The organism is Hyphomicrobiales bacterium (assembly GCA_039973685.1).
Lineage (GTDB): Bacteria > Pseudomonadota > Alphaproteobacteria > Rhizobiales > JACESI01 > JACESI01.
In genome coordinates this window covers 26,232-50,736 of the sequence record JBDWKL010000027.1, presented here as the reverse complement: position 1 = coordinate 50,736, position 24,505 = coordinate 26,232, and the positions used below count along the sequence as shown (strand labels likewise).

Annotated in this window: 25 protein-coding genes and 1 tRNA gene; 15 read left to right on the top strand and 11 right to left on the bottom strand. The window is 48.9% G+C overall.

What is annotated here, in order from left to right:
• Positions 1-210: 210 nt before the first annotated feature.
• From ABJO30_08040 to ABJO30_08030, 3 genes are all read right to left on the bottom strand, one after another.
• Positions 211-1,563 carry a TolC family outer membrane protein gene (locus ABJO30_08040; GenBank protein MEP3232763.1) on the bottom strand — a complete coding sequence of 451 codons (1,353 nt, stop codon included), beginning with the start codon at positions 1,561-1,563 and terminating at the stop codon, positions 211-213.
• 267 nt (positions 1,564-1,830) lie between these two features.
• A complete protein-coding gene (locus ABJO30_08035; protein MEP3232762.1) occupies positions 1,831-2,481 on the bottom strand; it encodes a protein-L-isoaspartate O-methyltransferase in 651 nt (216 codons plus the stop codon).
• Positions 2,482-2,569: 88 nt separating this feature from the next.
• Positions 2,570-2,643: transfer RNA gene (locus tag ABJO30_08030), tRNA-Cys, on the bottom strand.
• 256 nt (positions 2,644-2,899) lie between these two features.
• On the opposite strand from ABJO30_08030, the gene moaA reads away from it, so the two are divergent.
• Complete coding sequence (gene moaA, locus ABJO30_08025) at positions 2,900-3,928, top strand: GTP 3',8-cyclase MoaA (protein ID MEP3232761.1); 1,029 nt, start codon at positions 2,900-2,902, stop codon at positions 3,926-3,928.
• 12 nt (positions 3,929-3,940) lie between these two features.
• Positions 3,941-4,828, top strand: a complete 888-nt coding sequence (locus ABJO30_08020) for a DMT family transporter (protein ID MEP3232760.1) — start codon at positions 3,941-3,943, stop codon at positions 4,826-4,828.
• Here ABJO30_08020 and ABJO30_08015 read toward each other — a convergent pair.
• Entirely contained in the window at positions 4,800-5,741 is a 942-nt protein-coding gene (locus tag ABJO30_08015) for a transcriptional regulator GcvA (protein MEP3232759.1), read from the bottom strand. The two genes, ABJO30_08020 and ABJO30_08015, sit on opposite strands and share 29 nt — an antisense overlap.
• A gap of 408 nt (positions 5,742-6,149) precedes the next feature.
• On the opposite strand from ABJO30_08015, the gene fdhD reads away from it, so the two are divergent.
• The 5 genes from fdhD (at position 6,150) to ABJO30_07990 (ending at position 10,520) form a co-directional block, all read left to right on the top strand.
• A complete protein-coding gene (gene fdhD, locus ABJO30_08010) occupies positions 6,150-7,022 on the top strand; it encodes a formate dehydrogenase accessory sulfurtransferase FdhD (GenBank protein ID MEP3232758.1) in 873 nt (290 codons plus the stop codon).
• Positions 7,019-7,660 (top strand): molybdenum cofactor guanylyltransferase MobA, encoded by a 642-nt coding sequence (gene mobA, locus ABJO30_08005; protein MEP3232757.1) that lies wholly within the window; start codon positions 7,019-7,021, stop codon positions 7,658-7,660. Before fdhD ends, mobA begins: the two co-directional genes overlap by 4 nt.
• The gene (gene mobB / locus ABJO30_08000) at positions 7,657-8,193 is read left to right on the top strand and encodes a molybdopterin-guanine dinucleotide biosynthesis protein B (protein MEP3232756.1); all 537 of its coding nucleotides are present in this window, start codon (positions 7,657-7,659) and stop codon (positions 8,191-8,193) included. Before mobA ends, mobB begins: the two co-directional genes overlap by 4 nt.
• Positions 8,186-9,472, top strand: coding sequence for a gephyrin-like molybdotransferase Glp (glp, locus tag ABJO30_07995; GenBank protein ID MEP3232755.1), 1,287 nt, complete (start codon positions 8,186-8,188; stop codon positions 9,470-9,472). Before mobB ends, glp begins: the two co-directional genes overlap by 8 nt.
• Positions 9,473-9,647: 175 nt before the next feature.
• Complete coding sequence (locus ABJO30_07990) at positions 9,648-10,520, top strand: NAD(P)-dependent oxidoreductase (GenBank protein MEP3232754.1); 873 nt, start codon at positions 9,648-9,650, stop codon at positions 10,518-10,520.
• Between the two features lie 39 nt (positions 10,521-10,559).
• Here ABJO30_07990 and ABJO30_07985 read toward each other — a convergent pair whose 3' ends face one another.
• The 3 genes from ABJO30_07985 to ABJO30_07975 all read right to left on the bottom strand — a co-directional run bounded on the left by ABJO30_07985 (position 10,560) and on the right by ABJO30_07975 (position 12,370).
• Positions 10,560-11,051, bottom strand: coding sequence for an Lrp/AsnC family transcriptional regulator (locus tag ABJO30_07985; protein ID MEP3232753.1), 492 nt, complete (start codon positions 11,049-11,051; stop codon positions 10,560-10,562).
• Positions 11,052-11,154: 103 nt separating this feature from the next.
• On the bottom strand, positions 11,155-11,763 hold the full coding sequence (locus tag ABJO30_07980; protein MEP3232752.1) for a uracil-DNA glycosylase family protein: 609 nt from the start codon (positions 11,761-11,763) through the stop codon (positions 11,155-11,157).
• Positions 11,753-12,370: a glutathione S-transferase family protein gene (locus tag ABJO30_07975; protein MEP3232751.1), complete on the bottom strand. Its 618-nt coding sequence runs from the start codon at positions 12,368-12,370 to the stop codon at positions 11,753-11,755. Before ABJO30_07975 ends, ABJO30_07980 begins: the two co-directional genes overlap by 11 nt.
• Positions 12,371-12,505: 135 nt before the next feature.
• Between ABJO30_07975 and ABJO30_07970 the strand changes: the two genes are divergently transcribed.
• The gene (locus ABJO30_07970; protein MEP3232750.1) at positions 12,506-14,071 is read left to right on the top strand and encodes a HAMP domain-containing sensor histidine kinase; all 1,566 of its coding nucleotides are present in this window, start codon (positions 12,506-12,508) and stop codon (positions 14,069-14,071) included.
• On the opposite strand, the gene cobT is transcribed toward ABJO30_07970, so the two are convergent.
• Entirely contained in the window at positions 14,068-15,102 is a 1,035-nt protein-coding gene (gene cobT / locus ABJO30_07965) for a nicotinate-nucleotide--dimethylbenzimidazole phosphoribosyltransferase (protein ID MEP3232749.1), read from the bottom strand. The two genes, ABJO30_07970 and cobT, sit on opposite strands and share 4 nt — an antisense overlap.
• 169 nt (positions 15,103-15,271) lie before the next feature.
• On the opposite strand from cobT, the gene cobS reads away from it, so the two are divergent.
• Genes cobS through ABJO30_07950 form a run of 3 tightly spaced genes read left to right on the top strand, consistent with a single transcriptional unit; the run spans position 15,272 to position 17,067 of the window.
• Positions 15,272-16,084, top strand: a complete 813-nt coding sequence (gene cobS, locus ABJO30_07960; GenBank protein MEP3232748.1) for an adenosylcobinamide-GDP ribazoletransferase — start codon at positions 15,272-15,274, stop codon at positions 16,082-16,084.
• Entirely contained in the window at positions 16,081-16,353 is a 273-nt protein-coding gene (locus tag ABJO30_07955) for a DUF1289 domain-containing protein (GenBank protein ID MEP3232747.1), read from the top strand. The genes cobS and ABJO30_07955 overlap by 4 nt, the downstream gene beginning before the upstream one ends.
• Positions 16,354-16,368: 15 nt before the next feature.
• Positions 16,369-17,067, top strand: coding sequence for a TIGR02281 family clan AA aspartic protease (locus tag ABJO30_07950; protein MEP3232746.1), 699 nt, complete (start codon positions 16,369-16,371; stop codon positions 17,065-17,067).
• An 11-nt stretch (positions 17,068-17,078) separates the two neighbouring features.
• On the opposite strand, the gene dusA is transcribed toward ABJO30_07950, so the two are convergent.
• The 3 genes from dusA to ABJO30_07935 form a co-directional block, all read right to left on the bottom strand.
• Positions 17,079-18,089 (bottom strand): tRNA dihydrouridine(20/20a) synthase DusA, encoded by a 1,011-nt coding sequence (gene dusA, locus ABJO30_07945; protein MEP3232745.1) that lies wholly within the window; start codon positions 18,087-18,089, stop codon positions 17,079-17,081.
• Positions 18,090-18,329: 240 nt separating this feature from the next.
• The gene (locus ABJO30_07940; protein ID MEP3232744.1) at positions 18,330-19,766 is read right to left on the bottom strand and encodes an aldehyde dehydrogenase family protein; all 1,437 of its coding nucleotides are present in this window, start codon (positions 19,764-19,766) and stop codon (positions 18,330-18,332) included.
• A gap of 113 nt (positions 19,767-19,879) precedes the next feature.
• Complete coding sequence (locus tag ABJO30_07935) at positions 19,880-20,731, bottom strand: LysR family transcriptional regulator (GenBank protein ID MEP3232743.1); 852 nt, start codon at positions 20,729-20,731, stop codon at positions 19,880-19,882.
• Between the two features lie 117 nt (positions 20,732-20,848).
• Here ABJO30_07935 and ABJO30_07930 point away from each other — a divergent pair, with 117 nt between their 5' ends.
• The 4 genes from ABJO30_07930 to ABJO30_07915 are packed head-to-tail and all read left to right on the top strand — an operon-like array spanning position 20,849 to position 24,500.
• Positions 20,849-21,334, top strand: coding sequence for a flavin reductase family protein (locus tag ABJO30_07930; GenBank protein ID MEP3232742.1), 486 nt, complete (start codon positions 20,849-20,851; stop codon positions 21,332-21,334).
• A gap of 25 nt (positions 21,335-21,359) precedes the next feature.
• On the top strand, positions 21,360-22,811 hold the full coding sequence (locus tag ABJO30_07925; GenBank protein ID MEP3232741.1) for an aldehyde dehydrogenase: 1,452 nt from the start codon (positions 21,360-21,362) through the stop codon (positions 22,809-22,811).
• 36 nt (positions 22,812-22,847) lie between these two features.
• On the top strand, positions 22,848-23,882 hold the full coding sequence (locus ABJO30_07920; protein ID MEP3232740.1) for an LLM class flavin-dependent oxidoreductase: 1,035 nt from the start codon (positions 22,848-22,850) through the stop codon (positions 23,880-23,882).
• Between the two features lie 21 nt (positions 23,883-23,903).
• Positions 23,904-24,500 (top strand): amino acid synthesis family protein, encoded by a 597-nt coding sequence (locus tag ABJO30_07915; GenBank protein ID MEP3232739.1) that lies wholly within the window; start codon positions 23,904-23,906, stop codon positions 24,498-24,500.
• Positions 24,501-24,505 lie beyond the last annotated feature (5 nt).

The window sequence follows — 24,505 nt, the reverse complement described above, 5'->3', positions numbered from 1 at the left end:
CGGTTCTGTAGAAGCTTTTGCGCTCGACATGCCTACTCTCCACCTTGACGATAAACAACGTCAAAAAAATATCGGAACTGATTCGCCGACTTTGAGTTTAGAGTAATTGCAGGTCTCTAGGAATGCGGACAAGCACCACTTTCGCTTATCCGCAGATTAAATAACAAAAATGGTTAATTAACGCCGATCAATCACTGAAATGGCAATTTTTTACTTAGCGCCAGGCGATCTCAGGCCAAGCCAGCGATCTCTCGTGACTTTATAGTGGTACTTCGGCGGGCGGACATTGGTGCTTTTTGCGACTTGCAAACGATCACCTGTCAAATTACCGATCGATGACAACAATGCATAAGAGGCAACAAGACGGTCGCGACGGGCATTTTCAAGAGCCACCTGCGCAGTAATTAAATTCGACTGAGCATTAAGAACATCAAGGGTTGTCGCCTCACCCAAACGGCGTTCCTCAACCAAACCGTTCAACGCAGTTTGCGAAGCACTAACATTGGTTTGCGCTGATCTAATTTGGGATTTGCTGGCATCAAGAGCGGCCCACGCAGCGCGTACAGCCTGTTCAACCGAGCGGCGCACTTCGTCAACCTGAATGCGTAACTGAGAAACAGTCTGCCGTGCTTGGCGTATGCTTGAGAACCGCGAACCACCTTGGTAAAGCGGTATCGAAACATTGGCAGTTAATGAGCTGTTGCTAGAATCAGAACCCGATGCGCCACCCTCAAAACTTCTAAGGTATGACCCATTTAAGCTAACAGTAGGCAGCAATGTCCCTTCAGAAACCTTCACGTTAAACTGTCCAGCATCCACATTGTGCTGAGCGGCTTTGATTAAAGGGTGAGACGTTCTTGCCCTGCTAAGAGCGGCAGAAAGCGTGGATGGGATGTGTTTTGCGGCACCTGTCGCTGTTTTCAGTGTACCTGGACGGGTACCAATAATTTGCAGATATGTCGCTTCGCTGGAAATAAGGCTGGATTTTGATCCTGCAAGGTCGGAGAGAGAATCCGCGACGTTCGCACGCGCAAGCGCCACATCAGTCCGCGTTCCCTCGCCCACTTCAGCCTGAGCACGCGATGCTCTTAGCTGTTCTTGTGAGAATTTTACGTTTCGTTGTTGCAAGCCTAGGATTCTACGATCACGAAAAACATCAGCGTATGCGGTGACAGCAAGTTGCAGCACAGATTGCTCGGTATTTTGAAGGTTCGAAACCCCAGCTTTCACACCAGCTTCTGCAGATTTAACGTTGTTTGAAACCTGAAACCCGTTGAATAGGTTCTGCGTTAAGGTAACACCGGCCGAGCCAGTTACTGCGTCGCTACTTTGGCTCGTACTAAAACCACCACTAGAGGAGCTATTAGTACTTTCACCGCCAATTGATGTCGTACCAGTAATCGTCGGACGTCTGCCAGCTAACGCTTGATTGATCGTTTCATTTTGGGCGCGTTGGGCGGCACGTGCAGCGTTTAGAGTTGGGTTATTTGAATAAGTCGAAACAAGCGCTTGATACAATGTCTCAGCCAAGGCCGGTTGAACGGCAACAAGTGCTGAAGACAAACCAAGACCCATTAATAATGATATCGTCTTAAAATTCCCGATGGGTTTCATCCACCTATACCCTACTCTTGCCAGCCGAAAGCTCGACCTTGAAAAGCCAATCCATATAAAAATTAGCAGCAATAAATATCAAAACATAACGTAATTCATTAACAATACGAATCATGTTTGTTTACATTATGTTAACAATAGCATTCATTAACAATCATGTTGGCAAAAAAAATGGCGCTCAACAGAAATCAAGTTCACGTTTAGTAACAAAACGGCTTAAAAGACAAATTCTTCGGCTTTATCAAAGCCAGGCAGACGCGGGACAGCAACATTTGAGAACCCTGTCGCTGAAATATCGTCGCCATGACGGCTATAAACACGGATCTGGCCAGACAAGCCTTCACCTTCAACGGCCACCAAACGACCCTCGTCACGCAATTGATCAAGCAGCGCTTGCGGCAAAGTTGAAACGGCACCTTCAATGAGGATTACGTCGAATGGCGCCTCAGATGGGCAGCCAACCTCTAATTCCGCTTGAACAACTGCTACATTGTCATAACCAAGATCGATCAACGTCTCGCTTGAGCGTGAAACCAGATCCTCGTTTGATTCAACCGCGATCACACTGTTTGCAAGCCGTGAAATAACAGCAGCGCCATAACCAGCACCCGAACCAACACACAAAACCACGTCTGAACTAGAAATATCAGCAACCTGCAACATCTTTGCAAGTGGCGTTACCTGCCCAAGACTGCGTCCATCCAGATCGACATCAGCGTCGCTATAAGCGATCGCTTTTTTGCTTGATGGGACAAATAACTCACGCGGGACTGTACTAAAAGCATCAATGATATCGTAGTCGGTCACATCGTTCGGTCGAATTTGGCAATCAACCATTTGCCGACGTGCTGCATCAAAATCCATCATCACTGTATTCTCCGCTCTGTTCCAGATAGCGTTAAACCGTACTTTAAACCGCAACGGCAGAAGAATTTCTTCTAATCCATCAGGGATTTGGAGGCCTCACCCGGAATCGAACCGGGGTTGACGGATTTGCAATCCGCTGCGTAACCACTCCGCCATGAGGCCCCATTCTGTGGTCACAGTAAGGGCTTCAATATCGTATGCTTGCAAGAATTAAAAGCCCCTAAATTCATTCTGATTAACTTTCCTTGGCAATGCCAATGCCGCATCAATTCCTATGTAATTTCGCCTTTTGCTTGCTTTCGATAAAAATGCAGATAGGTTAGAAATATAAGCATCGAGTGCATTGGGAGGTGCGGCTTTGGCGACGATCATTTCTAAAGATAACAGACCAAAACACATCGGGCCGACGCCAGAACCAATGACGCTACCTCTTCGTTCCGTCAATGAAGACACGCCTCAACTCATTGATCCATATCAGCGTGCAATCACCTATTTGCGCGTCTCAGTGACAGATCGCTGCGATTTCCGCTGTACCTATTGCATGTCAGAAGACATGACCTTTTTGCCAAAACGTGAAGTTTTAACGCTTGAGGAAATCGACCGTCTTTGCACTGCCTTCATTGATAAAGGCGTCAAAAAGTTACGCCTAACAGGCGGCGAACCACTTGTTCGCAAAGGCATCATGACCCTCATTCGCGCCCTCTCCCGCCACCTAGATAATGGTGATTTGGAAGAATTGACGCTCACAACAAACGGTTCACAACTGACAAAATACGCCTCGGAGATGGCTGATCTTGGTATTCGCCGTGTGAATGTATCTGTCGATACGCTTGATTCCGACAAATTTAAGAGAATCACTCGGCGTGGTGATCTTGACCAAGTACTTGATGGCATCACGGCTGCGAAAAAAGCTGGCATTGCTGTAAAACTCAATGCTGTTGCTCTTAAAGGCGATAATGAGCATGAAATCATCGATATGATGAAATGGGCACATGGTGAAGGCCATGATTTGACCCTTATCGAGACCATGCCATTGGGTGAAATCGACGAAGATCGTACAGATCAGTATCTTTCATTGAAGCATGTGCGCGAGAACATTCTGGCTGATTACACGCTCTCAGACATTCCATATAAGACTGGTGGCCCTGCTCGCTATGTTGAGGTGCAGGAAACAGGCGGAAGACTTGGGTTTATCACACCGATGTCTCACAATTTCTGCGAAAGCTGCAACCGCGTGCGTATTACCTGCACAGGCACCTTGTATATGTGCCTTGGCCAAGACGACGCTGCTGACCTGCGCGCGCCAATGCGCCAATCAGACGGCAACGAAGCGCTTTATGCAGCCATCGACAATGCTATTTCTCTCAAACCCAAAGGCCATGATTTCATCATTGACCGCCAGCAAAAACCATCTGTTGGTCGACATATGAGCATGACCGGCGGCTAACGGTTCCCGCTAATGCTATCTCCAAATATGACTGGCAGCGCGTTCATGGTGGGCGCGATGGCGCTCTTCACCTTTAATGATGCCATCGTCAAAGTGCTGGGCCAAAACCTGCCAATTGTCGAAGTCATCCTTTTGCGCGGCGCATTCACCGTTGTGCTCATTGGCGCATTTATAAGCTTTACTGCTGGACTTTCGTCTTTTTCCAAACTCAACAGGCCCATCATATGGTGGCGCGCGCTGTGCGAAGTTGGCGCGACATATTGCTTCTTAACAGGCTTGATACATGTGGAGTTGGCAAACGCAGCAGCGATTCTATCAGCTCTACCGCTCGCGGTCACAATTGGCAGTGTCATATTCCTGAACGAAAAAGTCGGTTGGCGTCGTTGGAGTGCGATTGCCGTTGGGTTTATTGGCGTCTTGCTCATTGTGCGCCCCGGACTTGAAGCATTTAATATCTATTCGCTCAACATATTAGGCGCCGTGGTTTTTGCGGCTGCCAGAGACCTTGTTACCAAACAAGCACCAAAAGACATCTCATCGGTCAGCCTAACATTCGCCACCGCTACCGCTATCACACTAAGTGGCGCATTCGGCACATACTTTTTTGCTGAATACCAACCTCCGACCAACACTGAGTTTGGTTGGTTGTTCGCCTCTGCTTTGTTGTTATCAGTCGCTTATTTCTTCATCGTCTCTGCCATGCGCGTAGGTGAAGTCGCGATTGTTGCGCCCTTTCGATATACCAACCTTTTATGGGCCATTGCGCTCGGTATCATCGTCTTCGGCGACAAGCTCGACTGGATGACCCTGCTTGGTAGCGCTATTGTAACGGCGACGGGCATCTATACGCTTTACAGAGAACGCGTGCGGATTAAAGCGGCGAAGCAACTAGCGACTTAGCTGTCGGATTAACATTGTGCTTGGAGGCTTCTTTCATAAGCCACTCGCGAAATGCTGCAACTTTTGGCTTTTCCAAATCTGCTGGTGCGCAGACAAACCAAAATGCTGCCGATGTACTGAGATTAATATCAAAGGGTGCCACCAATCGGCCCGATTGCAATTCACGTCCCGCAAGCGACGAACGCCCCAAAGCCACACCTGCCCCCTCAACGGCGGCATCAACACTATGGTCAGCATGGCTAAACCGCATTCCTCTGCTTGCATCAACGTTGGTGACGCCAGCACGTCGCAACCATTCTTGCCAATCAGGTGCACGATCAATGTGACGCATCGAATCGTCATGTAGAAGGGTGAAGTTCTTTAAATCCGAAGGCTGCTTCAACCCACGCTCTATCAATTCTGGCGCGCACATAGGTGTCACGAGTTCATCAAAAATCGGCTCAACATGGAGATCAGGATAATCACCATACCCAAAGCGCACCGCCACATCGACATCGCCCCCGCCAAATTCAATCAATTTCAAACTGGCAGATAATTGCAGTTCAATATCGGGATGAGCCTCAATGAAGCGATACATGCGCGGGGCAAGCCATTTGGCTGCAAACGCGGGTCCCGTTGAAACGACAAGAACATCATCAGGCGTTACGTTCTTCAAGCTGCCAACCGCTTCACTCATGGCAAGCAAACCTGTGTGGATGCCCGGATAGAGCTTTTCCCCTGCGGCAGTCAAAGCAATGGCGCGGTTCAGGCGTTCGAACAATTTTTGTCCTAAATTCTCTTCAAGTTGACGCACTTGATAAGAAAGCGCGGACGGTGTGACAAACAACTCATCTGCCGCTTTTGAAAAACTCATATGACGCGCGGTTGCTTCAAAGGCTCGCAAAGCGTTGAGAGGCGGTAATCTATCCGGCATTTATTGGCTTCCTAGTTTGTCATTAAAACGCTTCACATAAAATAATTTTAAGTGATAGCTGAAAATTACCCGTTTGTCAGCAAGATTTTTGACGCTTATATCTGGTTCAACAACAACGAAACAGACCCAATGGTCCACGGAGAAGCATCATGAAAAATTCAAATTACCAAACAAATACAGAAACTTATATTCAACGCGGACACATTGAACGCTCGAAAGCCTTTTGGTCAATGATGGGTCGCCTATCGCAAATGCGCAAAAGATCAAACAGACGAAGCTATTAAGCTCAGTTCAATTATAGGGGTAATACAAAAGCGTCCGGCATTCGTCCGGACGTTTTGCTTTTTACATTTGTTTTTACGGGGCAAATTCATTGCACCTCACGCAAACCATGCTTATGCTGAAAACATGAGTGAATTCAGCATCCAACCCGACCCAGAGGCCGAAGGGCTTTCCACTACAGTCGACGGCATCAATGAAGCAGGCGAACGTGTTTCGACCAATGTGGTGACGGAACGCGCGTTGACGCTTTATTTAAATTCCCAAGAAGTCGTCACTATGATGACGATTGGCGACCACCCTGATCTTCTTGCCATCGGATTCTTACTCAATCAAAACATGCTTCACGCCGATGACGTCATCACCGACGTCGATTTTGATGATGATCTCGACGTCGTTGTTGTGCGCACTGAGCGCGAAACAAACTACGAAGACAAAATGAAAAAGAAAGTGCGCACATCAGGCTGCGCACAAGGCACCACATTTGGCGATTTGATGGAAAGCTTGGAAGGGTTCTCTTTTCCCGAAGGCTCTTCGCTTAAAACCAGCTGGCTTGGCACCTTGACCAAAACCATCAACACCACCCCATCGCTCTACCTAACAGCGGGCGCGATACATGGTTGCGTGTTGTGCGAAGAAGACCGCGTGATCGCCTATATGGAAGATGTCGGTCGTCACAACGCCGTTGATAAGATCGCGGGCTTCATGCACCAAAATAACATCGATCCATCAAACAAAATTTTCTACACAACAGGCCGCCTCACCTCAGAAATGGTGATCAAAACTGTCCGCATGGGCATCCCGATTCTTATCTCCCGCTCTGGCTTCACCGCTTGGGGTGTTGATTTGGCAAGGCAAGCAGGCCTCACCCTCATTGGTCGTGCCCGTGGAAAGCGCTTTGTAGCGCTCGCGGGTCAAGAACGGCTGATTTTTGATGATGATCTTTCAGGTGCTGATGAAGACAAAAAGCACCGTCGCAAAGGCGCGGAGGCCGCAGAATGAAATCGCTTGGAGTATTGCTTGCTGGTGGCCTTTCAAGACGAATGGGCGGCGGCGATAAAGGCTTGATGCCCCTTGGCGGCAAGCCCGTCATGCAACATGCTTTTGAACGCCTTCGTGCACAAACTGACGGCATAATCATCAATGCTAACGGCGATCCATCGCGCTTTGCTGGTTTTGAGACAACCGTTGTGCCTGATACGATTTCAGGCTTTGCTGGTCCTTTGGCGGGTGTTCTTGCAGGCATGCGTTATGCAGCCGCGTTAGATAATCCGCCAACCTTCATCGTAACAGCTGCAGCTGATACACCGTTTTTCCCAGAGACGTTGGTTGAGCGCTTTTTGAGCGAAGCAGCGACGGATGAGACCATTGTCTTGGCTGGATCAAACGGTCGTCGCCACCCCGTTTTCGGCCTTTGGCCCGTTAGCCTCGCCGATCATCTGGAAGCATGGCTATCAGATGAAGAAAACCGCAAGGTTCTAGCTTGGGTTAATCAACATTCTTGGGCTATGGCTGAATTTGAAGAGCCAGCGTTCGAGGGTGATGACACCGATCCCTTTTTCAATATCAATACGCCAGAAGATTTCGCGATTGCAGAACAACTATTGGCAGATAATAAAACGACGGAGCCAACCGCATGAGCGAACAACGTGTCTTTGGTGTAACGGGCTGGAAGAACTCAGGTAAAACGACGCTTGTGTGTAAACTAGTGCGTGAAATAACAAGCCGTGGTTTCTCCGTTTCAACCATCAAACATGCCCACGAAACATTCGACATGGACCACCCAGGGCGCGATAGCCACGAACACCGTTTAAGTGGCGCGCAGGAAGTCGCGATCAGCTCCAAAATGCGTTGGGCCGTTTTGCATGAGTTGCGCGGTGATGAGCAACCAAGTCTCGATGACATGTTAAACCGCCTCACCCCAGTCGATTTGGTGATTATCGAGGGCTATAAACGCGAACCACATCCAAAAATTGAATGCCGCCGTGTGGATTCCCGCTCACAAGAAGAGATTGCCCCTCTCGACTCAAATGTGGTGGCGATTGCGCGGGATCATGAAATTGCTAGCGATCTGCCCAATTTCGACATTAATGACATCAACGCACTAACCGATTTCGTGCTGGGCCATGTGGGCATCATCTCCAACGATAATATGGACGCTCACGATGCCTGAGCAGGAAACCAATAAAAAGCCAGACCTCAACGATTGCTTTTTGCACGACAAAGATCGGCTGAAACATGATGACGCGCTGGAAATTTTAAAAGCACAAATTGAAGCTCTTGGGCAGACTGAAACCATCCCGCTTAAAGACGCAACAGGACGGATTATCGCAGAAGAAATCACCGCGCCGCGCAATGTGCCGCTAAGTGACAATGCAGCCGTTGATGGCTATGCGTTCTCTCATCAATCATATGAGGCCAATGGCGGAACGTTCCCCGTGGTCTCGCGGGTGGCCGCTGGTGACTTATCACCAATGGTGGTCCCAGATGATGGCGCTGCCCGCATTTTCACAGGCGCTTCCATGCCTGAAGGCACAGACAGTGTCGCCATGCAAGAAGATTGCGAAACGCGCGAGCAAGACGGTGTTTCCTTTGTCGTTATTCCACAGGGTTTAAAACAGGGAGCCAATTGCAGACGTGCCGGAGAAGATGTGCGCGAAGGAACGGTTTTATTCTCCAGCGGCAAGCGCTTAAACCCAGCCGACATCGCCTCCCTTGCTTCGCTTGGACGTGATGAAGTATTGGTTTTTCAATATGTCAGAGTTGCCATCATCTCAACTGGTGATGAGCTGGTCCCCGCAGGCAATGATATCAAAGCTGGACAGGTCTATAATTCTAACGGACCGCTTTTAGAAAGCTTGCTCGAGAGCCTTCCCGTCACAATCACCAACGCTGGCATCTTGCCAGATGATCTCGGCACCATATCCGACACCCTGCAAAAGCTCTCAGCAACCCACGACGTGATCTTAACAACGGGCGGAGCAAGCCGTGGCGAAGAAGATCATGTTCTAACCGCACTTGATGCAATTGGCCGTCGGCATATGTGGCAGCTCGCCATTAAGCCTGGTCGCCCCATGACATTTGGCCATATCGGCAATGCCGCCTTTATTGGTCTTCCGGGCAATCCAGTTGCAGCCTTTGTTTGCTTCTTGCTCTATGCCCGCCAAATCATCCTCGCGCTGGGCGGTGCCACATGGCAAACACCGCATCGTTTTCCCCTGCCCGCTGCTTTTTCCATTGGGAAGAAGAAAACCGATAGACGCGAATTCCAGCGCGGCATCTTGCGTGAAGTGGATGGGCGCTTGATGGTCGATAAATTCAAGCGCGACGGGTCAGGCCTTATCTCAGGTCTGCGTGAGGCCGATGGGCTGATTGAGATTGCAGAAGACATAAATAGCTTGAATGAAGGTGATCCCGTGAGCTTCATCCCGTTTCACAGCTTTGGTCTTTAGGCCGCGAATATCCGCACCGCCAATTTATTCAACGAACCTTGCCGATTTAGGGTGAAATTGTCGCAACCCGCGCTATAACTATAAATGACATGGAACATGTCGGTAATCATAGATTTTCAACGTTATCTTTCCGCGTTCCAATTCAGATTAAATGTAATTAGAGGAAACATAAGTCATGGCAAAAGTAGCATTCATCGGTCTTGGCGTAATGGGGTATCCAATGGCGGGACATATCGCGACCAAGGGTGACCATGACGTTACTGTTTATAACCGCACCGCGGCAAAAGCTGAAAAATGGGCGGCAGAGTTTGGTGGCAAGGCCGCCGCGACACCTCAAGCAGCAGCAGATGGCGCTGATTTCGTGTTTTGCTGCGTTGGCAATGATGATGACCTCCGTTCTGTCACCACAGGCGAGAACGGTGCATTTCACGGCTTAAAAGAAGGCTCAGTCTTCATTGATAATACAACCGCCTCCGCAGGTGTTGCCCGCGAATTGGCGGAAGCGGCTAAAGCAAAAGGCGTCGGCTTCATTGATGCGCCCGTCTCTGGCGGTCAAGCAGGTGCAGAAAACGGCGTATTGACCGTTATGTGCGGCGGCGATCAAGCAGCTTATGACAAAGCTGAGCCTGTCATTATGCACTATGCAAAAGCATCACGCCTTATGGGGTCGACAGGTTCTGGTCAGCTTACAAAAATGGTCAACCAAATTTGTATCGCGGGCCTTGTTCAAGCGCTTTCAGAAGGTGTTGCCTTCGCTCAAAAAGCTGGCCTTGATACAGAAGTCGTCTTTGACGTGATTTCAAAAGGTGCTGCCGGTTCATGGCAAATGGAAAACCGCCATTCAACAATGGCAAAAGACGAGTTCGAATTCGGCTTTGCTGTTGATTGGATGCGTAAAGATTTGGGTATTTGCCTTGAAGAAGCAAACGCGAATGGCTCACATTTGCCTGTAACGGCTATGGTTGATCAATTTTACAGCCAAATCCAACAACGCGGCGGCAACCGTTACGACACATCAAGCTTGCTTACGCTACTGCGCGACAGCTAAGCAGCGAAACAAACGCAAAGGGCGGACTGTGGTTCGCCCTTAATCGCCTGATTTATCTGATTTTGACAATGGAATATAAGAGAGCGGCAATTCAGTTGTATATTTGATTTGCTCCATTGCGAATGTGGTCGAGACATCCGAGATTTTAATCTTCGCAATCAGCTTTTTGTAAAAAGCATCATACGAAGCAATATCCGGCACCACGACGCGCAACAAATAATCAATCTGTCCCGCCATCCGGTAAAACTCGACAACTTCAGGAAATTCGCTGATCAGCTCCGCAAAACGCTTGAGCCATTCATCCGAATGCTCATTGGTCGTGATCGCCACAAATGCGGTAACAGCAACATTCACGCCGTCAGGATCAAGCAAAGCAACACGCGCTTTGATCACACCATCCTCTTCCATCTTTTGAATACGGCGCCAGCACGGAGTGGTTGAAAGCCCCACACGTTTACCGATTTCTGCAACGGACACAGTGGCGTCTTGCTGAATAATAGACAGAATTTTCTTATCGAGGCGATCAAGCATCACATACTCCTTGAGGATGGGCGCAAAGTAAGCAATTTCATTCTAATATCAACTCAAAAATAGCGCTGGATTAGAATATTTTTCGACAACCATTAACAAAAGATCATACTAAGCGTGCGATTTCGCTTTTCAAGACAGGCAATAAGTCATCACTAAACCAAGGGTTTTTCTTTATCCACCCACTGTTGCGCCAAGATGGGTGCGGCAGAGGGATTACTTTTCGGGGCGCATCACTTTCATAATACTGTCGCCAGTTTTGAACCGTCGCCGTCAGCGTTTTCTCTCGCGCTTTTCCCAGATGGTAAGCTTGTGCATATTGGCCAATGACCAGCACCAACTCAATCTGCGGCATTTGGGCAAATATCTGATCGTGCCACTTCGCCACACACTCGCGGCGCGGCGGCAAATCCCCGCCTTTTGCATCTAGTCCAGGAAAGCAAAATCCCATCGGCACGATAGCAAGTTGATCAGGATTGTAAAAAATGTCCTCACCAATACCCATCCAGTCCCGCAAACGATCGCCAGATGGATCTGTGAAGGGGCGCCCAGATTGATGGACCCGCGTTCCAGGTGCCTGCCCTGCGATACAAATACGCGCCGTTTGAGACAAAACACAAACAGGCCGTGGCTCATGGGGTAGCGGCTCCTTTAGCGGGGTCTCCACGCAAATCCGGCAAGCAGATATATCTTCGATCAATGCATCAAGGGCCACGTTGAAATGCCTCGCGTGCACTAATGCGCTCAAACCAATCCAGCAGGTTTGGGGTGCTATCATCAACACGACGCTTCGTCACCCGCATGAAGTTGGCGGCCACAAAAAGCGTAATGTCTGCAACAGAAAACGCATCGCCCGCAATAAATTGACGATCAGCAAGTGCATGATCATACATTTCGAGTTCTTCAGAGATCTTCCCACGATTAGCTTCAGCCCATTCATTAATCTGCGGCACTTCTAATGTCGCCATGCTTGGGTGGGTGTGCCGAAACACAGAAGCAACGACGCTCATCAAGCCAAGTTCTGCACGGCGGCTCCACATTTCAATCAAGGCTTTCTCTTTTGCGCTATCACCGAACAAGGATGGTTTTGGATGCAACTCCTCAAAATACCGACAAATCGCCATGCTTTCAGAAATGAACGTGCCATCATCCAGCTCCAAAACAGAAACACGCATTTTGGGATTTTTTTCCGCAAATTCTACCGACTTATGATCATGTGAATTGATATCGAGAATAACACGCTCAACGTCCACACCCTTTTCTGACAAAAAATACTGCACTCTCAAAGAGTTAGGTGTTCTTGGGTCTTCATATAACCGCATTTTTTCAATTCCTCGTTTTTCAATCTGGCAACAAACAAAAACACTTCATTAACCATACATTTCAGCCGATTTTTAAACCTTATCAATCATGATGTCCTTTGGAAATTGAACCAGAATGGTTCGTTGGGGACTAGAATGACTGACTTTGCTACAGAGACACAAACGAAAAACGAACGTCAACACCCCAATAGAGAGCGTGCGGACCGCCGTCATGCTGTCAATAATGCTGTGCGAAATGCACGCGAAAACCTTACGTCTGAGACTGGTTATTCGATCGACTTTGACCGCGATGTTCTTCTTGCTCATGCCCGTAATTTTAATACCGCTGGTCTAATCGTTCCTTGGTTTATCATCTTCACCGGGATGCTCAGTCTTACTTGGTACAATTATTTCCATATTTTGGCATGGATTTTTGTCAGTCTAACTGCACAAATGCTGATCGTGCATCAAAATATGAAGTTTTTGAAGAAGATGCCCGACGATCCCAAAGATCTTGAAGGCTGGCGCCGTATTTTCGTATGCGGCGACCTACTGAGCGGGATCGTTTGGTCAACATTCTTGCTTATACCTGTCAGCACAAGCTCACTCAGCCAACCGGTGTTCCTGTTCGCAACCTTGCTTGTGGTGGTCGCACTTTACTCCTTTATTGCCGCACCTCTCTTTATTGGCATGCTGGCTGCGACAAGCCCTATTACAATGGTACTTGTCGTTGTCTTCTTCCAAACTGGTTATTCCAGCCTAACGATGATGGCGGGCTTATTTGTTGCAGCTCAACTCTTGTTTATCATGCTTGGCAAACAAGTTCGCAGCACTTTGCTACAATTGTTCAAGATCAAGGTTGAGAAAGACGGCCTTATTGTAGAGCTTGAAGAAGCAACCGCGATCTCTAACGATTCCAGACGTCGCGCTGAAGAAGCAAACCTCGCTAAATCCCGTTTCTTGGCCACGATGAGCCACGAACTTAGAACGCCACTCAATGCGATCATTGGTTTTTCTGAAATCATGAAAGAAGAATTGCTCGGCCCATTGGAAAACGCTTCTTATAAAGAATATGTCACAGACATTCATTCCAGTGGTGATCACCTGCTAAACCTCATCAATGAAATCCTTGATTTGTCACGCGTCGAAGCTGGTAGATACGAATTGAACGAAGAGGCTATCTCAATTGTCGAGGTCTTGAATGACTGTAACACTTTGATGATGTTGAGAGCCAAGAACAAAGATATCAAAATCAAGATCACCACAGAGCCAGGAATGAACCGTATCTGGGCGGACGAACGGGCAATTCGTCAGATCATTCTCAACCTCATGGCAAATGCCGTAAAATTCACACCACAAGGTGGTGAGATTAACGTGCTTGTTGGTTGGACTAAAGGCGGCGGTCAATACATTGCGGTTCGCGATAATGGTCCAGGGATTCCCGAAGAGGAAATTCCAATTGTCTTGTCGCAATTCGGTCAGGGTTCGCTGGCTATCAAAAGTGCAGAGCAAGGAACAGGTCTTGGTCTTCCAATCTGTCAGGCGCTCATCAACATGCATTCAGGCACGCTGGATTTAAAATCCAAATTACGCGTTGGAACCTCGGTTACTGTGTCGCTACCAAAAGGCCGCGTCATCGAAGCGCTAGCACCAAAAGAAACAAACTCAAGAAACGTTGTCCAGCAAACACCTCAACGGGTTATGCATCGCCGAAGCGCTTAAGACGTAGCAACACCTGCTTGTTCAAAGGTCGCCATATCGGCGTGGGTTTTTGCAGCGGCCTTAACAATGCCAGCTGCAATCGCCGCACCACTGCCCTCACCTAGCCTCATACCAAGATCAAGCAATGGCTCTTTGCCAAGTTTTTTCAAAGCAGCATCATGGGCTGGTTCCGCAGATCGGTGACCAAACAAGCAATGGTCAATCGCATCCGCGCGTTCAGCGTGCAGAATGGCAGCAGAAGCTGTTGCAACAAAACCATCGATAATCACAGGAATGCGTTGATGACGGGCTGCCAAAATAGCACCGCACATTGCCGCAATCTCACGGCCACCAACACGACGCAACAACTCCAACCCGCTTAGACCTGACGTTGATACAGGACCGCCAATCCGCTTAACGGCTGCGGTCACTACATCCGCTTTGATTTTCATTGTATCGTTATCAATGCCAGTGCCAGGTCCAACCCAATCACTCGCATCACCGCCATAAAGCGCATTGAACAAGATTGACGCCACTGTGGTATTGGCAATGCCCATCTCACCAATGCACAAGAGATCCGTGCCACCAGCAATGGCTTCCATACCAAAAGCCAGCGTTGCCGCACATCCTGCCGCATCGAAGGCATCTTCTTCGCTGACATCTGGTGTTGGCACTTCAAGCGCCAAATCGAATATTTTGAGACCGAGGTCATGAGCAAGGCAGAGCTGGTTGATGGCCGCACCACCAGCTGCAAAGTTTTCAACCATCGACTGCGTAACACTTTGCGGGAAAGCGGAAACACCTTTGTCAGCGACGCCATGGTTTGCCGCAAATATTGTGACCAAAGGACGTGTGATAATCGGCTTAGGATCACCTTGCCAAGCGGCAAGCCATTCAACCAATTCTTCCAATTTTCCCAATGATCCAGCAGGTTTGGTAAGCTGTTTGTCGCGTGCACGAACGGCTGCAATGGCTTCTTTGTCTTCTTGAGGGATCATACGCAACAAATTGCGGATATCGTCGAGAGGATCACCTGCGGCTTTTTCACTCATTTAACTTGGCCTTGCGTATAATTTCATTCGCCCGTGATACCTACCACGCACGTGCCCCTCTAACGCGTCTTTATTACTTTTCACAAGGCGTGAGTTGATTGTATAACTAGCAAAGCACCGTTATCCACCAAATCAGTCACTATTTTGGTAGTTTTGAAGAGTAGAATGAATGTCTAGCGAGCAATCTGACGAAAATGACGATAGAGAACGCAGTTCTCTTGGGTGCATACTTTCTTCTGTCCAATTTTTGTCCCGTATTCCTATACCCGACAGCCTTGCCAATCATAAAAAACCCGATTTTGAAAATGGCAGTTGGTCATTTCCACTTGCTGGCATTGTCATCTGCTTGCCTGCTGTCGTCATTATGGTCGTGGCCTACGCACTTGGCCTAAATGCAGAAATTATCGCGGTGCTTACCATCGCAACACAAGCGCTCGTCACCGGCGCTTTACATGAAGATGGCCTTGCCGATATCGCGGACGGATTTGGCGGCGGCTCAACTCGTGATCGAAAGCTCGAGATTATGAAAGACAGCAGCGTCGGTGCCTTTGGTGCTGTGGCGCTGGTCATTTCATTCTTAATGCGGTTTGCACTCCTATCAAGCCTCCTCGACCTCTCATTCTTCCTTGCGATTGCAGGCTTTATCGCCGCGCAAACAGTATCACGATCTGTGCAAGTTTGGTTCTGGCAGAGCCTTCCAGCCGCCAGAGAAGATGGGCTATCGAGCACTTTTGGGACACCATCACCACAATCTGCACGAACAGCCTTATTAATTGGCGGCGGTAGTGTTCTCTTGCCATTAATCGCAGGCGTTTCGATTTTCTCCATTACTATCTCAATCGGCCTTATCATCTTGCTGTTGGTTGGCTTTCGCAAACTGTGCATCCAGCAGATTGGTGGGCAAAGCGGTGATACAATCGGTGCAATACAAGTGCTTGCAGAGATTGCATTTCTAATCGGACTGCTTACATTCACACCATGAACGAGAAATCCTCCCTTTCCTTAGAACAGCGCCTAGCAAACCCCTGTGTTCAAATTTGCGTTCGAGACAGCGATGACGGTGTTTGCCTTGGTTGCGGGCGTACTTCGGAAGAAATCAACAATTGGCTGAATATATCGCGGGCAGATCGCGAAAAGATAATTCCGCAGTTAGATGACCGCATTGAGCAGATAACCGCGAAACGTCGCAAAAACCGAACCGGACGAGCAAACCGCCAACGCCTTAGGGCAGAACGTGGCTTAGAAAGCTAAACGGAGAACGATATCATGAGAGGCAATCTCATCCTGTCGCTGGTTCTGGCGGCAATCGGGACTTTACTCGTAATCTTGGTGTTTTTTCCCGGTGCGTCACAATCTGTCGGGCTGGAGAACGAAGAGCTTGGCCGTTTGGGTTATCTGGCCGCTGTGTTGATACTTATCGCGTCTGGCATAACATTGCGGAATTTCAAATTGACCAAGTTTTTGCGCGATGCCGGAATTTGGTTGGCTCTTGGCTTAGCATTGATCGTTGGATATTCAGCCAAAGACAGCCTCGCACCAATTTACTCTCAAACGATTGCAAGCCTTACCCCTGGCACACCTGCTGAATTAGGTGATGGCCGTGTTGTGATAAAGCGCAATCAAAGCAATGACTTCGTCGTCAAATCTAAAGTGAATGACGCCGCTATCGATTTCATATTCGATACGGGCGCAAGTGCGGTTGTCCTGACCTATAACGACGCGGTTAAAGCAGGCTTCAGCCCTGAAAAACTCAGCTTCGGCATAACCGTCAGCACAGCAAACGGTACGACACAAACCGCCCCCATTCGCATCGGCGTTTTAGAAGTCGGTTCAATCCGCCGTGAAAATGTGCGCGGCCTCATCGCGCAGCAAGGCGATCTACGCACCAGCTTACTCGGCATGACCTTCATGGACACGCTGTCATCGTTTCAGGTAACGGGCGATACGCTGGAGTTTAAAAACTAGGGATTGAGCGTTTAAGCAGCGTCTTGATCGCCAAGCTCAGGCATCACCACCGCAAAGGCACGGCGCAAGATATCCGGCGTTGCTGTGTCTAACCGCGCTTCTTCAGACAAAATTTGGCGATAGCGTTTAGCGCCCGTGCGGCCATGGAACAGGCCAATCATATGACGCGTAATAGCTGAGAGACGGAAACCGTTCGCCTGCTGCTCAGCGCAATAAGCCATCATGGTCTCTAACACGTCGTTCCAATCAAAATCGTCGCTCTCAACGCCGTAAATGCGCTGATCAACATCTGCTAGAAGACTAGCATCATGATAAGCAGCGCGGCCCAGCATAACACCATCTACAAATTTAAGATGTGGTTCGGCATCATCAAGCGTGGCGATCCCGCCATTGATCCCGATGAAACGATCTGACAAGCGCTCTTTCAATGCATAGACAAGCCCATAATCAAGTGGCGGCACATCGCGGTTTTCTTTCGGGCTAAGCCCTTGCAACCAAGCTTTTCGGGCATGAACCCATAAGGCGTCACAACCTGCGGTGAAAACATCATCAGCGATCTTATTGAGCGCCTCTTCTGGCTCTTGATCATCCACACCAATGCGACATTTAACGGTGACAGGCATGGATACCGCTTGCTTCATGGCATCAACACAATCAGCGACCAACTGCGGGTCGCGCATCAAGCAAGCGCCGAAGGTACCGTTTTGCACGCGGTCAGAGGGGCACCCGACATTGAGATTGACTTCATCGTAGCCAAAATCTTCTGCAATCTTTGCGGCTTTTTGCAGCTTATTAGGATCACTGCCGCCAAGCTGAATGGCGAGCGGATGTTCTTGCTTTGAAAAACCAATCAACCGCTCACGCTGCCCATGAATAACAGCATCCGCCGTCACCATCTCAGTATAAAGCAAGGCTTGCTTCGTGAGGGTACGATGTAAATAACGGCAATGGCGGTCGGTCCAATCCATCATTGGAGCGACTGAGAACATTTTTGTCTTATTTTTCAGAGCATTACGATACATAGTCAAAGCATCATTCAAATCAAGAAAACGGATAATAGCGGCACACGACCTCTCTATACTCTAACTTCGGCCTATATGCACGTTTGGAAATTGAACTGAGTTAAAGCGGGTTTGATCTAGCAATCACCCTACCCACGATCGAAGCTTAATACTCGGTTTCAATTCATGCTCTCACGCCAAAAAAAATGGTGGGGCAAGCCCACCATTTCTCGTCAATTATCAAAGGCCTAGTTTGGGTGATTATGTATCCCAACCACCGATGGCACGAACTTCGAGGAACTCTTCTAGTCCCCATTCGCCACCTTCACGGCCATTACCAGATTGCTTCATGCCACCGAACGGTGAACCAGCGCTTCTGCCAACACCGTTGATGTCCACCATGCCGCTGCGAAGTTCGCGAGCAACGCGGTGTGCTTTTTCTTGATCAGAGGTCTGAATGTAATTGGTGAGGCCATAATCCGTGTCATTTGCAATGGCAATGGCTTCCTCTTCGCTGTCAAACGCCATCAAAGAGATAACCGGACCAAAGACTTCTTCACGCATGATGCGCATGTCATTGTTACAATCAGCAAAGACGGTTGGTTTAACGAAGAAACCACGGTTCAAACCATTCGGACGACCAACACCACCAGCAACCAATTTAGCGCCTTCATCAATGCCGATCTGAATAAGGTCTTGAACCTTGTTAAACTGCATCTCAGAAACAAGTGGGCCAATGTGACGGCCTTCTTCTGAGGATAGATTAACCGCAGTCGCTTCAGCCGCCGCAGTCGCTTCTTCAACCGCTTGATCATAGCGCGAACGCTCAACAAGCATACGTGTTGGCGCGTTGCACGATTGGCCAGTGTTGTTGAAACAACGAGCAATACCTTGCTGCACGGCTTTGTCGCTCGCATCAGCAAAGATCAAATTCGCACCCTTGCCACCAAGCTCCAAGCTGATGCGCTTGATTGTCTCAGCACCAGCAATGCTGATTGCTTTACCAGCACGAGTTGAACCCGTGAAGCTGATCATTTCAACATCAGGGTGGTTTGAAAGCTGTGAACCAACACCTGGGCCATCGCCGTTGACGAGGTTGTAAACGCCAGCTGGAACACCCGCTTCATCCAAAATTTCTGTGAAGAGCATTGCAGACAATGGTGATTGCTCAGATGGTTTCAAAATCATCGTGCAACCAGTTGCAAGAGCCGGAATAACCTTCAAGCAAATCTGGTTCATTGGCCAGTTCCAAGGTGTGATCAAACCACAAACCCCGATTGGCTCATAAATAATCTTGTCGTTTGGCGTGTTTGGTCTCAGCTCGCGCTCAAACTCAAACCCCTTCAAGGCCTCAATAAATGCCTGAATGTGAAAGCTGCCAGTGCCAGATTGCATCTGCTTTGACATAACAATCGGCGCACCCATTTCGCGGGAGATAACAGCGCCCATTTCATCGGAACGCTTGAGATAAATCGCCAAAATGTTTTCAAGAAGCTCAAGCCGTTCTGCCTTTGAAGTCAGACGCCATTTGGCAAACGCAGCATTAGCCGCCGCAACTGCCGCATTGGTGTCAGCTTCACCACCTAGAGAAATAGTCGCAAACGCCTCTTCGTTAGAAGGATCAATTACGTCCATATCCGTTCCAGACAATGGAGCAACCCATTGGCCATTTATATAAAATTTGCGGGCATCTTGCATAGCCATCTCCTTGAAATAATCAAAGCCGCCAAGTTTTCGCGGCTCTTAGCCATTCCGTTTGTTTGGGAATGGATTCGTTTGGTTGTCGACGGCTGACAATGAACTTCGTGCTTCTATTTGTCCATCGCCAAATTTATGGAATTGATGAGACAGTTTTCAAGCCATGGCCACGCTTTAGCTGCTGTCTTGTTAACAATTAAATAGGCGCCGCGTTCGAAGGTGGGTGCTGCTTCTAAAATATGGATCTCCCCTTTGTCGATGTAAGGGCGCGCCAATCGTAAGGGAAGATATGCACTGCCGCCTTCAGATAACAAATATTCAAGCCCCAATGTGGCCGAGCCAAAACTGATACGCGATGTATTTGCATCGGCAAAGGTTGCAGCATGTTCGCGACCAAAAGCCTCACCCGCCTCAACGAAGAAGTATTTCGGATCAAATGTGATGGGGCTGTCTCTTTCGGTTGAAACCAAAATCAATTGGTCATCTATGCTGCGAACAATCTCTTGTTCTTGCGCCACACTGGGTGAATGCGTGATGGCAAAATCAACCAAACCGTCATCCAACCAGCCCCGCATATCTCTAGAACTACCTTGCCAAATCGAAAGCGCCACCTGAGGCACCTCTTTGCGAATGTAATTAAAAACCTCCTGCCCCAATGCCGGCCACAAATCTGGATGGCACCCAATGTTGCAAACCGAACTGAGCGCATCAGGCAAAGAAGTTTCTTGTCTTGCTTGCCGCCATAGGTTCGTGATGGTGCTGGCATAGCGTTGAAACCGCACACCTGCCGCCGTTAATGAGACGCCAGATTTTTGCCGATTGATCAAGCTTTGCCCAATCTCAGCTTCCAAAGATTTCAACCTTGCAGTAACGGTTGATTGCGTGACATTGAGTTGCTCAGATGCCTTGATCAAGCTACCTGTTTCTATAATTGCCAAAAAGGTACGTAGTTCGTTGAGTTGCATGATGATCAATTCGAATTTTTTGCATTAAACTATCGAAATAATTCGTTTTTCAATATCATGAAATTCAAATACTTTGCAACATAACGGGACATGTTGAGCCTGTTGAAAGGAACACAAGTGAAACGCGAAGAATTCATCCAAGCCATGCGTGCTGTCGCACATAGTGTAACAGTCGTCACCACCGATGGTGCTAGCGGTCGGCATGGCGCAACTGTTTCCGCGTTTTGTTCCGTTTCAGCTGATCCTCCGACTGTGCTGGTATGCTTGAATGCCACGTCACGCATTGGCGAATTGGTAAAAGCAAACGGCGTTTTCACCGTCAATGTGTTGCCTGAAGGTAGTGCAGCCATTGCCAAGCGCTTTGCAGGCATGGACGACGACAATGTCGAAGACAGATTTGATGGCATCAACACCACTGACGCTGTGGTGCCTGAAATTGTCGGTTCAACGGTCTTTCGCTGCCAATTAGAACAACTCGTCCCATCCGGTAGCCATGTAATAGCAATCGGCTTGGTTGATGCTTCAACAATCGTTGGAAAGCCTCCGCTTACTTATTGCGACGGAGACTATCAAACACTCCAAAAGAAAACAGAAGAGGCCTAAGATGAACGACATCCAATCTTTTGACATGTTAATCGACGGAGACTGGGTGCAAGCATCAAACGGCAAGACCTTTGAAAGCACCAATCCAGCCACTGGTGCTGTATGGGCAACCGTGCCAGAAGCCACTGAGGCCGATGTCGAGCGCGCAGTTGCCGCCGCCAAGTATGCGTTAGAAGGTGAATGGGGAGCCATGACACCAACGGCACGCGGCAAGTGCTTACATCGGCTTGGTGATCTGCTGGCTGCAAATTCAGAAGAACTTGGCCGCATTGAAACCCAAGACACGGGCAAGATGTTCAAGGAAACCGCGTGGCAAGCCACTTATATCGCGGAGTACCTGCATTTTTATGGTGGTGCTGCGGATAAAATTCACGGTGAAACCTTACCAATCGACAAGCCAGACATGTTCGTTTTCACTGCCCGTGAACCCCTTGGCGTGATCGCGGCGGTTGTGCCGTGGAATAGCCAAATGTTCTTAAGTGCCACCAAAATTGGCCCCGCCTTAGCTGCAGGAAACACCATTGTATTGAAAGCGTCAGAGCAGGCATCTGCGCCGCTGTTAGCCTTTGGCAAATTGGTTGAACAAGCAGGCATTCCAAAAGGTGTAATCAACATTATCACAGGCCACGGCGAACCCTGTGGCCGCACCCTCACCTCACACCCAGATGTTGCCCGCGTTGCCTTTACTGGCGGACCACAATCCGCCAAGCACATCATTCGAAATTCAGCGGAAAACTTTGCTGAAGTTTCCTTAGAACTCGGCGGAAAATCGCCCTTCATCGTGTTTGATGATGCGGACCTTGATAGCGCTGTAAATGGTTCTGTCGCTGGTATTTTCGGCGCAACGGGCCAAAGCTGTGTCGCAGGTTCACGGCTATATCTCCATGAAGACATTGCGGATGCATTTTTGGAAAAGATGATCGCCATTGCTAAAACCATTAAAATCGGCGACCCGCAGGCTGATGAAACCGAAATGGGGCCGCTTTGCACACAGGGACAGCTTGACCATATTCAAGAGCAAGTTGCACTTGCTGAAAAAGAAGGCGGCACAGTGCTGACAGGCGGCAAGCAGCCCGACCTTGCGGGCATGTTTTATGAGCCGACCATCATCGAATGCCCACGCCAAGACATGACGATTGTAGACACAGAACTGTTTGGCCCTGTCCTCGCTGTGCAGCGCTTCAAAACGGAAGACGAAGTGGTAGCCCTCGCGAACGATACAAAGCACGGCCTCGCCGCTGGCATCTTCACTCGTGACAGCGCACGCTCGCTTCGTATGTCTAAGAAAGTCAAAGCTGGCATCATCTGGGTCAACACATACCGCGTGATTTCGCCAATCGCAGAATTTGGCGGCATGAAACACAGCGGATATGGCCGCGAAGCAGGTCTGCAGGCGCTTTACGATTACACAAGACCAAAAACCGTTTGGATGAACCTGTCAGACGATCCAATCGCCAACCCATTTAAAATGCGCTGACAATAAACGACCATATGCTCGGGGGGAGCCTAAGTCATGAAATTTCAAATTGCCATCAATCTGGAACGAATGAACGCTGAAACTGACATGCGTGAGGTCCGCGACCATACGCTTGAAATGGTGCAAATGGCAGATGCTGCCGGTTTCGAAATTGCTTGGGCGGCAGAACATCATGCCGTTGAAATGACCATCGCACCAAACCCGTTTCAATTGATGACATGGTGGGGAGATCATACCAACAATATCCGCCTTGGTTGCGGTGTGGCCAATGCTGCTTATTGGCACCCAATCAATATCGCTGGTGAAGCAGCAATGGTTGACCTTTTATCAGGTGGCCGTCTTGAAATGGGTCTTGGTTCTGGCGCCTATCAACGCGAATTTGACCGCATGAAACCGGGCCTGCAACAGCCTGACTCATGGCGCTATATGCAAGAAATGCTGCCCCTTATTCGTAAGCTTTGGAAAGGCGATGTGGAGCACAAAGGCGACTATTGGGAATTTCCAAAATCAACCTCTTGCCCGAAGCCGTTGCAAGATGAAGTGCCTATTTGGGTTGCGGCTCGCTCACCAATCACGTTTGATTATGCGGTTGCTAATGATTGCAATATTATGTGCTGGCCTCTCACCATGCCGTTTTCAGAATCTGAAAAATATCGCACGCAGTTGGACGAATCCATCGCAAAGGCTGGTGGCACATGGAACCGCACATTTGCATTGATGCGCCACACCGCCCTTTACGCCAATGAAGCAGACCGCGAAAAGTCGATTTCGTCCGTGCGTCACGTTCTTGGTCAATTCGGCAATTTGATGATGAAAAAAGGTGACGTTCACAATGGCTTCCCTGATCAAGTGCCGCTGGAAGAGCTTGATGGCAATGTGCGTGTTGACCCTAAGATGCTCGAAGAAAACTTGATGTTCGGCTCACCCGATACGGTGATTGAGAAAATCAAACAACACGAAAAAATTGGTGTCGATGCATTCATCTATTACGCCTCAATGGGCCTAGATCGCGACGTACAAAAACGCTCGCTCAAACTCTTCATTGATGAAGTCATGCCCGCCTTTGCTTAAATACCCTTATGGAGACAATTCATGGCCGTAGAAATTCGCCGCACCCTCTTAAATATCCAAACCACCCTGCACGAAGAAGACCGCGCTGTTGCGCAGCCAACAAAGCTTGTTGCCGCAATGGCAATCATCAAGAACCCTTGGGCCGGGCAAGGCTATGTTGAAGACCTTCGCCCAGCAACGCGCGAAACAGGGCCAGTAATTGGTAAATTGCTGACCGACATGATCCTTGATGTGACAGGCGACAAATTGGAAGGCTACGGCAAAGCATCTCTTGTTGGCATGGGCGGCTCGCTAGAACACGCACAAGCCCTCACCCACACGCTTTATTTCGGCAATCAATACCGCGAAGCTGTGGACGCGAAATCTTATCTCGTCTTCGCCAACACACGTGGCGGCGCTGGCACATCATTGGTAATCCCATTGATGGATAAAGATGATGGCGGGCGTCGTTCGCATTATCAAACCATCCACCTCAGCATTCCAGATGCACCAGCAGAAGATGAGATGGTCATCGCCCTTGGCGCCTCCGTTGGTGGCCACCCACATCACCGCATCGGCAATCGCTACGAAGACCTCAAAGAAATGGGGCATGACGTCGACAATCCAGCAGGTGTGTAAGCATC